Annotated in this window: 12 protein-coding genes; all 12 read right to left on the reverse strand. The window is 41.7% G+C overall.

Annotation, left to right across the window (positions count from 1 at the left end):
* Nucleotides 1-8: 8 nt before the first annotated feature.
* The gene (locus tag OSCIL6407_RS0106685; protein ID WP_007355535.1) at nucleotides 9-431 is read right to left on the reverse strand and encodes a HEPN domain-containing protein; all 423 of its coding nucleotides are present in this window, start codon (nucleotides 429-431) and stop codon (nucleotides 9-11) included.
* Nucleotides 421-813, reverse strand: coding sequence for a hypothetical protein (locus OSCIL6407_RS0106690; protein ID WP_007355534.1), 393 nt, complete (start codon nucleotides 811-813; stop codon nucleotides 421-423). The genes OSCIL6407_RS0106685 and OSCIL6407_RS0106690 overlap by 11 nt, the downstream gene beginning before the upstream one ends.
* 51 nt (nucleotides 814-864) lie before the next feature.
* Nucleotides 865-2175 (reverse strand): hypothetical protein, encoded by a 1311-nt coding sequence (locus OSCIL6407_RS0106695; protein WP_007355533.1) that lies wholly within the window; start codon nucleotides 2173-2175, stop codon nucleotides 865-867.
* Nucleotides 2175-2645, reverse strand: coding sequence for a hypothetical protein (locus OSCIL6407_RS0106700; RefSeq protein WP_007355532.1), 471 nt, complete (start codon nucleotides 2643-2645; stop codon nucleotides 2175-2177). The genes OSCIL6407_RS0106695 and OSCIL6407_RS0106700 overlap by 1 nt, the downstream gene beginning before the upstream one ends.
* Nucleotides 2646-2796: 151 nt before the next feature.
* Nucleotides 2797-5967 carry a CHAT domain-containing protein gene (locus OSCIL6407_RS0106705; RefSeq protein ID WP_234708751.1) on the reverse strand — a complete coding sequence of 1057 codons (3171 nt, stop codon included), beginning with the start codon at nucleotides 5965-5967 and terminating at the stop codon, nucleotides 2797-2799.
* 44 nt (nucleotides 5968-6011) lie between these two features.
* On the reverse strand, nucleotides 6012-6212 hold the full coding sequence (locus OSCIL6407_RS0106710) for a hypothetical protein (RefSeq protein WP_007355530.1): 201 nt from the start codon (nucleotides 6210-6212) through the stop codon (nucleotides 6012-6014).
* Nucleotides 6209-6550, reverse strand: a complete 342-nt coding sequence (locus OSCIL6407_RS0106715) for a hypothetical protein (protein ID WP_007355529.1) — start codon at nucleotides 6548-6550, stop codon at nucleotides 6209-6211. The genes OSCIL6407_RS0106710 and OSCIL6407_RS0106715 overlap by 4 nt, the downstream gene beginning before the upstream one ends.
* Nucleotides 6551-6586: 36 nt before the next feature.
* Complete coding sequence (locus OSCIL6407_RS0106720; protein WP_007355528.1) at nucleotides 6587-6769, reverse strand: hypothetical protein; 183 nt, start codon at nucleotides 6767-6769, stop codon at nucleotides 6587-6589.
* Between the two features lie 66 nt (nucleotides 6770-6835).
* On the reverse strand, nucleotides 6836-7036 hold the full coding sequence (locus tag OSCIL6407_RS0106725) for a hypothetical protein (protein WP_007355527.1): 201 nt from the start codon (nucleotides 7034-7036) through the stop codon (nucleotides 6836-6838).
* Nucleotides 7037-7049: 13 nt separating this feature from the next.
* Nucleotides 7050-8018 (reverse strand): malate dehydrogenase, encoded by a 969-nt coding sequence (gene mdh, locus OSCIL6407_RS0106730; RefSeq protein WP_007355526.1) that lies wholly within the window; start codon nucleotides 8016-8018, stop codon nucleotides 7050-7052.
* Nucleotides 8019-8238: 220 nt separating this feature from the next.
* Entirely contained in the window at nucleotides 8239-8454 is a 216-nt protein-coding gene (gene ndhO, locus OSCIL6407_RS0106735; protein WP_007355525.1) for an NAD(P)H-quinone oxidoreductase subunit O, read from the reverse strand.
* Between the two features lie 209 nt (nucleotides 8455-8663).
* Nucleotides 8664-9486: DNA-formamidopyrimidine glycosylase (locus tag OSCIL6407_RS30365; protein WP_019487042.1), on the reverse strand; the 823-nt coding region annotated here is incomplete at its 5' end.

Consider the following 9486-nt stretch of genomic DNA (forward strand, 5'->3'; position numbering starts at 1 on the left):
ATTTTAGATTATAATTCAGTTTTTTGATTTAATTCAGTTAAGGTTTTCATAATATTTTGAGCAAGGTTTAAAGCCTTTTTTACCTCGGTTTGTAAGTTGAATATAGTATCTTCGTAATCAGCTTTATTCCTCATTTTTCTTAATCTAGTTAAATCTCTGCCTATCTCTGTTATTTTCTGAGATTTTAATTGATTGAAAATAAATTCTTCCGCTACATATTGATGATCGTTGATATCATAAGTTTTATTGCTAGATAATCTTGGGTCTTGTTCAACGTCCCGTAAGTAATTTCGTGCTAGGCAAAACACCGCGTAGTAAGCTCTACTCACGGCTGAACGCAATTTTGCTTCTTGGTTGGCTGCACTGTTGGTGCTAGAAATTGCTGCCAACTCTTGTGCTAAATTAAAATATTCAGACCAATTAAATCTCATCTGACTCCCATCCTATATCGATGTTTAACAAATTCTTAGAAAGCACCATACCAGCCTCTAGCCACCAAGCACGATCGAGTTTTTTTAACTTATCAAAGGCTTCATCAGCTTCAAATTTTGTGTAAATAATAATCCAGAGCGATCGCCAGCCGGCAATTTCTGGATCTGTTGTTAGTTCTAAGGCTAATCTTTCGCTAGGAAATAGCTCTCTAATTTTAGAATGAGCTTCTAAAATTAAGCTTACCATTACTTCTTGATCGATGATTATTTTAAAGGTTTCTAGGGGTTCTTCTACTGTGTAGAGAGTTCTGATTTTATTGAACTCAGCGATTAAATCATCAAAGGGTGTGGTTTTAATGGCTGGCTCTTGGATGGCAGTCATAATGGTTGATTTTGATGAGTGTTTTAATGTTAAAATTATAGCTGATAGTGGCTATTTAGTACGCGATCGCATCCACGACCACAACTTACCGCCAGCATATCCGCAAGCTATCCCTATAACAGCGCTAAGTAGTAACGCTAATCCAAAATTGAATACAGCATTAGCGGGTATTAAAATTTCTTTACCATTCTCTATTTTTTTAGCGGGAAAGGGTGTAATTACTTCGACTAAGGGATCGGCAAGAGAAGCAACGACTGAGGCGGCACCGAGCCCAACCCCAATTCTAGCAATTTCTAATTCTAAATCGCGATCGCTTTCAATTTGTTGACTTTCCACCATCGCCCGCAGGGTATCTATCCATGTTTCCCATACTTTCACGCTAGACGTAATACTAGCGATTTCTTTGTCAATTTGTGCCTGATATTTATTTTGGGCAATTTCACTGAAAAAACTTAGACAATCTAGTTGAGTAGGTAGTCCCTCTCCTTCTTTTCTGGCTTTTGTCTCAATCTCGTTTAATCGTTCTTTATAATTGTGTAAATTAGTTTGAATTGTCTGATGTTGAGATTCAAAATATGCGAGATTAGCAGTAAACTTAGATAAAATTAATAGATTTTTACTTAAATCTTTTTTTAAGTTTTCTAAGTTGCGATCTGTGGTATGATGAAGTGATAAAGATTGGCTAACAGGCAAGTTACTGGCGGTGGGGAAAAAGTTAGCTGATAAGTCTAGTTTAGCTTTCGTTTGTAAGTTATTGCTATAAGCCCAGAGGATTTTATTGCGATAATAAAATAAATTTACCCAATCTTCATAGAAGTAGGAAATTTTCTCCAGTGTGATTTTATCACGAAAAATGATGATCGCAATGCGGCTGTTTTCCTCTGCTGCTAAGTTTTGCCAATTTTGGGCAGAATCCCAAATTTCAAATGTTATTCCTCCCATGAATTTACCAGCTTGGGGTTCTGACCATTTTTTTGAGGGCAAAAATGATTCATAGGCATTCTTAGCTACAATTTTAGCATCTTTGGGATCTATATTTTCTGGCAAATATCCCAACAGCATCCAAGTTTTATGCAGATTAGCTGTAGGCTTAAATTTGGAGTTTATTTTCTCCTTAAAGTCTTGAAAACAGCTAAGTGATTGAGAATTTTGAGACTCGGAATCAGCAGCGGCGCAACCAAATAAGTTAGCTTCTACATCTGTTAAGGAAAAGCTTTTAGAAAAACCCTGAATAGGTAAGTTACCAGCAATGTCTGAGAAGGGAATATAACCTTTTTCGTTGCTGGAAACTTGCTGGCTGTTGAGTCGATCTTTCCAGTTATAGGTAAATAGGAATAGGTGAGGATATTTTAATTCATTCATTAGCAAAACATCTGTACCCAAACATAATTTACATCATACTGTGTGGCGGCATTTATTTCCGTATTAATTTCGTGAGAGATGCTTTGTCTGACATTTTTGGTTGTGGCTACTGAATCATGGGATTCAAGTATTGTGACAAATACTTCTAGTGATTGCGTTGGTAAGGAATAATTCTCTATTTCCTTACTTTCCATTGTCGGCTGTTTTTGGCTTTCATCCAGGGGGAAAATACATTTATCGCGGGGTTTTGCTTGATAGAATCCCTGTAAGTTATCGTGATGCAATTGATATGGGGTTTCCAGAAAATCATGCTGGTAAATAATTTTCCTGAGTTGTTCCATTGCGTGAGAAAAACTTTGCTTAACTAGAGGACTAAGTTTCTGAATTTCAGCTTGGATATCGCCGAGGGAGTCTAACTCAGAAAGAGTCATCAAAAAAGCTTGGAGTGTGAGAATATCGCTTTGTTCCATAGTAATAAATTGGGTGATAAATTGGTAAGAAAGCCTTGGCGAATAGAATTCGCGGCTATACAGGCGAAGTCCGCCTACGCGGACTAAGGCAGGTTTTGTTTGTGTAGATGCGGTTTCTAACCGCCGATTTCATGTTAAGTTAACTTCGCGCCTACCCATTAATAGCAGCATTACCCGTAATCGTGAAACCTGCCCAATGATAGGGATGAGCATAGGGAGTATGACTCATTCCTAAACCCATTGTAGCAGCTTCTTGGGGAATATTGTTAGCGGCGCTCCGCAAAATTCCCCAACAATTTGAATGGCGATCTTTTTCCATAGGTTTCATTAACTCTTGATACCATTTTATCAAATCCGTATAGGTGACAGTGCGAAGCCAAGTTTGAGCTTTTTTCAAGGCCACTGGCGGCGCGTCATTCTTGAGGTATTCGTGAAATTGAATCATCAGCAAAGCAGCAGAAATTTCATTGACTTTCCACAGGGTACTGACGACATAGTTAGCGCCAGTGGCTAAAAAGCCACTGGCTAAACCGACGTATTCATCAATTAAGTCTTCTGCGCTTGTTAATCCTGTTTCACAAGCTGATAGGCAAATTACGGAATAACTACTAAAATCTATGGCAAAGATGTCTGCGAGGGTGAGTAATTCGTTGTTTGCTAATTCTAAAGCTGATTCTCGCGGCTGTTTGAGATTGTGTGCGCCATGTCCGGTAAAATGGAAGATGTCAGCGCTTTTTTTGAGGGCGTTAGTTACGCTATCTCTAGTGGCGGCTTGGCTTTTAAGATGCTGCTTTTTATCTTGGTATTTTTGGTTAATTACTCCTGATTCAATGGTAGCATAAAGCATATCGCCTCGCGGGTTTTCGACGCTTAATAGTGTGGTGGCTGCTATTTTGGCGGCGCTCAATTTTATGCCGATTTGGGCGCTAGGTAGGTAGGTGATGGTCAAGTCTGGTTGCTTAAATAGATGGTGTAATGGTAATAGGTGCAAATCGCGATGGGGAATTAGAATTAGTTGAGTGATTCCTGTGAGATATTCCTGGGAAATGCGTTTAATGTCGAGGATTTTTTGCAGTTCCTCTAAACTGGTTTCTAGGTTATCTTGCCATTGATGATTGCCGATAGTGGCTGATTTTTCCTTAGTTTTGCGGTAACTTTCATATTGACTCTTCCAATTTTGCAGCCATTTTGCTAAAGTCTGACTTTGGCCGCTAAAGAATGAGAATGAATATAGGGATGTGGTAATAATTTGGATATCTCTCTCATGTCTGATAATAAAGGTGGTGAGGGAAACGGGGCTGAGATGCCAGTAAATTATGGCAGTTTGCGAGTCATTTTTCAGTAACTCTTGCATCTGTTTGAAGTCTAGGCTTTCGGGAGGCTGTTGCCAACCTTGCTGCATCCATTTCAGGCAAAAATTTTTCTGCCTTTCTGCTGTTTCTAGGGCTTTTACTTTGTCGCCAGATTCGACTAATTTATCGACGGCTAACTGGTAAAATACGGCAAATTTGCGCGTGAGTTGTAATTTCTTTTCGGGGGGAGTATCATCGGCTAAAATTAAGTTTTCTAGCAGGTAAGTAGCTTCGTTAATATATTTGTTAGTTTTCCTATTTCCCAAACTGCGGCAGACAAAGATTAAGTCTTGCAAGACTTCAAGATAAGTCTCTGGGATGAGAGGTGATTTCAGGTATTCGCAGGCTTGTTCGTAGCTGGTTTTGGCTTTGTGGAAATATTCAAAATAAGTGGTTGTTTGTTTGCCATATTTGTAATGTGCCTGGCCTTTTCGCTGATGCAAGCTGCCGCAAGCTAGGCGATATTCGTGGTTACTTGGATCGTATTTTTTTAAGCCTTCATCCCAATTTTGGATAGCTTCTAAGTAGCGCCCGGAATTGAAAAATGCCCCGCCTCGATTTGTCCAAGCTTGCCAGTATTGATTTTTAGTGATTTCTAAGGCTTTGTCGCAGGCGGCGATCGCCTCTATATAGCGCCCTAAATTTTTGAGGGCATCGCCCTTTCCGTTCCAGGCCTGTTCGTAGTTGGAGTCTATTTCTAAGGCTTTGTCGTAAGCCGCGATCGCCTCTATGTAGCGCCCTAAATAATACAGGGCATCGCCCTTTCCGTTCCAGGCATGCCGGTAGTTGGAGTCTATTTCTAAGGCCTTGTCAAAGGCCGTGAGCGCCTCTATGTTCCGCCCTAAATTTACCAGGGCATAGCCCTTTCCGGTCCATGCACTCTGGTAGTTGGAGTCTATTTCTAAGGTCTTGTCGAAGGCCGCGATCGCCTCTATGTTCCGCCCTGAATTTACGAGGACATAGCCCTTTCCGTCCCAGGCATCCTGGTAGTTGGAGTCTATTTCTAAGGCTTTGTCGTAAGCCGCGATCGCCTCATCGTAGCGCCATAATTGATACAGGGTATAACCCTTATCGTACCAGGCATCCTGGTAGTTGGAGTCTATTTCTAAGGCTTTGTCGTAGGCCTCGATCGCCTCATCGTAGCGCCTTAAATTATACAGGGTATTGCCTTGTTCAACCCAATAATTAACCAAAACCTCCATTTTGCCAGATTGTAGGGCCATAGCTTTGTAGTGATTTTGTGTTGCTTCCTGATAGCGACCTAATTTATCTAACACTTTGCCACGACTCTCCCAAGCTGAGTAGAAGTCAGACTTAATTTCTATAACGCGATCGTAACAGGCAAGAGATCCTGGTAAATCTCCTATCAAAGAAAGCGTTTCTGCCCTATTCAATAATTCTTCAATATCTTGACTAATTTCTATATTAGAAGTTTGTGGTAGTAATAAAGGTTGCTTTTCAACAGAATAGTCACCTATTCCATTAGTAAACGTTATTGGGGTGCTGCTGATTAAATTTATAGGAATTATCGGCTGAATTATCTCGTTTTCATTTTCTTTCCCTATCACCTCCCCAGCTATCTCTCCCCCCTGATTTCCCCTTGCCAATAATTCCCGCCCAATCTTTCCAGCCATCTCACTGATTTTCCCACAATTCGCCTCACCCAATAGCAACAGCCGCCCACCTAATTCTAAATTCAATTCCGGGGAAGCCAACAACCTCTCGCCAAATGCTTGCAGCCATTTTTCCCAATCAGCATCTTTAATCTTCGTACCAATGAAAAACCCTTGAATTGTGCCCCGACTCCAGCCACCCGCAACACCCTCCAGTAATTCCATGAATTTCTGTTCGCATTCACTAGAGGAAGGCGGTGGAGGTGGCGGAGGTGGCGGTGGGGGTGGAGACTTGATGAAAACTTGCTTAATTCGCCGCCATAGCTTGAGGAATTGTTGCCAGATACGTTGGAACATGGGGATGCAAGGGATGATTTGATGATAATTAACTTATCCCACCTTTATTCTGTCACTTTTTCTTCCACCCGCCGATACTTACCATCCAAACGTTCCTGACGTTGGCGACTATTTTGTTTTTCTAGCTGCGCGATGACTTCATCAAATAGCAGATTAACGGCATCAAAACCGCGACAAACTTCGCGTAAACTTTCCACATTTCTTGCTCTAGTCTCTGCATCGGGAATTTTAGGTTGCTTATTCATAAATTCCAATTCCTTTTAATTTCTTGGACGCTTGGTTCAGAAGCATCAGCATTAGCTTCTGCCTGTGCTAAGGCTCGCTCCATAAGTTCTACGATAGCAGCATCTGCGATTGGTTGGGCATCGGCTACCAACAGCAAAATTCTGGAAAGACGAGTGTAGGAATCTCTAGCGCGTTCCGTAACATTTTGCAGTTCATCTAATTCTGGGATTGTCTCTTCAGTTTCGCCAAACAACTCTAATATAGCATATTCTGTAGCTCTGGCCTCATTGAGGATTAACACCAGTCGCCGTTGTAGCCCAAAAAGAGTTGTAAGAGTTTCTTCTGATAGGAATGCCATTCTCTTTAAATTAATAGCCTGCAAGTTGACATTTTACTACACCCGCCGATATTTACCATCCAAACGTTCCTGACGTTGGCGACGATTATCCGCTTCCAACATAGCGATTACTTCATCCAATTTCAGAGTCGCAGCATCAAGCATTTTGCAAGCTTCACGCATCCTAGAAACATTTTGCTGCCTCGTTTCTAAGTCTGGTATTTTTGGTTGTTTAATCATAGTATATCCCAAGTCCTTTTGATTTCTTGTGTACTTGATTCTGAGGCATCATAATTGCGATCGCACTTATTCCCCCACATTTTCAGCTATTTTCTGATATTTAGTTTCCAGACGCTTGCGGCGTTGACGGCACAGTTCAAGTTCTGCCATTGCCAGCACTTCATCTAAGGCCGCACCGAAAATATCAAGCTGTCTATTGCTTTCACGCAACCGCTCAACATTACGCTTTCTCGTCTGTGCATCGGGTATTTTTCTTTCCTCGTTCATACTCAATTAATAACTACTTCAGTATCGCCTTCGCTTCCTGAATACTCCGCTGAATAAACTCAGCAGATTCCATAAAAGCTACCCGTTCCATATCCGTTAATTCAAGTTCTAAAACCTCTTCTACCCCATGACATCCCAATCGACAAGTAACTCCCAAAAATATATCATTTAAGCCATAAGCTCCTTGCAAAGAAGCACAACAAGGTAAAATTCTTGATTGATTAAATAAAATTGATTCTATCATTATAGAAACAGAAGATGCCGGGGCAAAATAGGCACTTCCTGTCTTCATTAATCCCACAACCTCGGCTCCACCTTTGCAAGTTCTCTGCACTAATCTCTCGATAGTTACAGCATCCATAAGCTCAGTAATAGGAATGCCGTTAACAGTAGAATATCGCGGTAGAGGTATCATTAAATCCCCATGAGAACCTAAAACTGTAGCCTTAATATCTTTAATAGAAACACCTAATTCCATTGCGATAAAAGTTTGAAATCTGGCGGAATCTAATACCCCCGCCATCCCCATAACTCGACCTTCAGGCAAACCCGTACTTTCCCAAGCTAAATAGGTCATTATATCGAGGGGATTAGTAACTACAATTAAAATTGCTTCAGGCGATCGCGCGATCGCCTCTTTTGCGGCTTCTGTGACAATTGAGGCATTAATTTTAATCAAGTCCTCTCGGCTCATTCCCGGTTTCCGAGGCAATCCCGCTGCAACTACTACAATGTCTGAACCAGCAGTATCATCATAATTATTCGTACCGATAATTTCGCGATCGTGGCCTTCGATTCCCCGCGCTTGCATCAAATCTAGGGCAATTCCCTGGGGCCAACCTTCTACAATGTCTAGCAATACAACATCCGCAATATTTTTCTCTGCGATTCGCTGGGCGGTGGTACTGCCAACTTTTCCCGCACCAATGATGGATACGCGAGTTGAAGGAGAAGTTGGTAAGGAAAAAGGGGAAGAATTCATTCTATATTGAGGATTATTGTTCGATCTAGTTTAGGCATTACGCACTCTAATATAGCGGTTTTCAATTGCATGAGAATAGGATAATTGCTAATTGCTAATTGCTAATTGCTAATTGCTAATTGCTAATTGCTAATTGCTAATTGCTAATTGCTAACAGTTAACAAATTGGTAATTAAAAGTTGTACCTCATCCAATTGAAAACTGCTATCTGCCCAGGTATTTATTGAAAGTCTTCGATTTGGTCAACCCGCAACCAAATATTGGGCGTTGGTACGCGACCAAATTTGACTAGGGCATAGTCGCCCCGGAGTTCCATTACTTCGCCCTTTGTTTCAAATAGGTAGGAGGAAAAGCGCGTATCGCTAGCTTTGGCTTCTAAACTATTTTCCAATTTTTCTTTGATAGCGCGGACAAGACTACCTTTTTTGAATGCCATAACTCTCTCTCGCTCTGGTTTACAAATATTATTACAGATTATAGCGGCTTTCAGTTACATGAGATACAGCAGGGTAATGGGTAATTGCTAATTGGTAATTGCTAATGGGTAATTGCTAATTGGTAATTGCTAATGGCTAATGGCTAATAGCTAATTACCCATCCTCCCCATCTCCCCCATCCTCCCCATCCTCCCCATCTCCCCCATCCTCACCTCTGACACTGAGGGCAAAAATGACTCGATCGCCCCGCTAATTTTAGTCGCTCAATCGGAGTACCGCAAACGCGGCAAGGTTGACCTGCGCGATTGTACACCCAAGCAATGCCCCCGTAGTTGCCGTTAACGCCGTTAACGTTGAGAAAATTGCTAAAAGTTGTACCACCAGCATTCAGGGCGTTTTCCAAGACTTGAATGATGGCGGAGTGCAGGCGTTGAATTTGTTCGTTTGTCAAATCTGAACAAGAGGTTTGCGATCGCACTCCCGACAAAAACAAAGCTTCATCCGCGTAAATATTCCCCAAACCCGCAATCAGTGCCTGATCTAGCAGAGCTGTTTTTACCGATCGCGATCGGTGGTGCAGTTTTGCCGCTAAATATTCTACTGTAAACTCTTCTGAAAAGGGTTCGGGCCCTAGTTTTTTCAGGCCTGCGATCGCACTCGACACTTCAGTTGTCGGCGGAACCCACCACATCTGACCAAATGTCCGCTGATCTACAAAACGTAATTCTCGCCCCTCAGCAAAAAATAACCGCACTCTCGTGTGTTTCTGCAAAGGATCGTCTCGGTGTACCCACAGCAGTTGACCAGTCATTCGCAGGTGAACGCCTAACCAAGATGGGTAATTGGTAATTGGTAATTGGTAATTGGTAATTGGTAATTGGTAATTGGTAATCGGTAATTGGTAATTGGTAATCGGTAATTGGTAATTGCTAATTGGTAATTGGTAATTTGTAATTGGTAATATCTCCCCCGCTCCTCCGCTCCCCTGCTCCCCTGCTCCCCCGCTCCTCCGCTCCCCTGCTCCCCTGCTC

It is taken from the genome of Kamptonema formosum PCC 6407 (assembly GCF_000332155.1).
GTDB lineage: Bacteria > Cyanobacteriota > Cyanobacteriia > Cyanobacteriales > Microcoleaceae > Kamptonema > Kamptonema formosum.

Bases quoted from the DNA above. Each gene is read 5' to 3' on its own strand.
- OSCIL6407_RS0106685 (WP_007355535.1), bottom strand. From the start codon at position 431: ATGAGATTTAATTGGTCTGAATATTTTAATTTAGCACAAGAGTTGGCA.
- OSCIL6407_RS0106690 (WP_007355534.1), bottom strand. From the start codon at position 813: ATGACTGCCATCCAAGAGCCAGCCATTAAAACCACACCCTTTGATGAT.
- OSCIL6407_RS0106695 (WP_007355533.1), bottom strand. From the start codon at position 2,175: ATGAATGAATTAAAATATCCTCACCTATTCCTATTTACCTATAACTGG.
- OSCIL6407_RS0106700 (WP_007355532.1), bottom strand. From the start codon at position 2,645: ATGGAACAAAGCGATATTCTCACACTCCAAGCTTTTTTGATGACTCTT.
- OSCIL6407_RS0106705 (WP_234708751.1), bottom strand. From the start codon at position 5,967: ATGTTCCAACGTATCTGGCAACAATTCCTCAAGCTATGGCGGCGAATT.
- OSCIL6407_RS0106710 (WP_007355530.1), bottom strand. From the start codon at position 6,212: ATGAATAAGCAACCTAAAATTCCCGATGCAGAGACTAGAGCAAGAAAT.
- OSCIL6407_RS0106715 (WP_007355529.1), bottom strand. From the start codon at position 6,550: ATGGCATTCCTATCAGAAGAAACTCTTACAACTCTTTTTGGGCTACAA.
- OSCIL6407_RS0106720 (WP_007355528.1), bottom strand. From the start codon at position 6,769: ATGATTAAACAACCAAAAATACCAGACTTAGAAACGAGGCAGCAAAAT.
- OSCIL6407_RS0106725 (WP_007355527.1), bottom strand. From the start codon at position 7,036: ATGAACGAGGAAAGAAAAATACCCGATGCACAGACGAGAAAGCGTAAT.
- mdh (WP_007355526.1), bottom strand. From the start codon at position 8,018: ATGAATTCTTCCCCTTTTTCCTTACCAACTTCTCCTTCAACTCGCGTA.
- ndhO (WP_007355525.1), bottom strand. From the start codon at position 8,454: ATGGCATTCAAAAAAGGTAGTCTTGTCCGCGCTATCAAAGAAAAATTG.